Here is a 386-nt window from a genome sequence, read left to right on the forward strand (position 1 = left end):
GTGAAACGCGACAGACGCTGGAAACCATGCTCGACGCGCTCGAGCATCGCGTTCAGCGAGGCCACCAGCGTCTCGAGTTCTCTCGGCACGCGCGCCACCGCGATCCGCGTATCGAGGCGATTCACCGTGACGAGGCTCGCGCTCGCCGCGATATCGCGCAACGGCCGCAGCGCCGCACGAATCAGCAGGTAGCCGAGCAGCATGGCCAGCGCCACGCCCGCCACGCCCGCCATGTTGAGCTTGTCGCGGTAACGGTCCAGCAGGAGCCAGCGGTCGCTCATGTTGCGCGCCACCAGCACGCTCGCCGTGTCGCCGTTACGCAGCCGCGCGTCCGTGAGAATGCCGCGGATCGGCGCGCCGCCGCGGCCGGTCCAGTCGCCGATATC

At 69.4% G+C, this 386-nt stretch carries 1 protein-coding gene; it reads right to left on the bottom strand.

Annotation, left to right across the window (positions count from 1 at the left end; translation table 11 throughout):
• A partial coding sequence (locus P0D73_RS46800) for a HAMP domain-containing protein (protein ID WP_408321493.1) occupies nucleotides 1-386 on the bottom strand: 386 nt, incomplete at both ends.

The organism is Paraburkholderia sp. RL18-101-BIB-B, assembly GCF_046026985.1.
GTDB lineage: Bacteria > Pseudomonadota > Gammaproteobacteria > Burkholderiales > Burkholderiaceae > Paraburkholderia.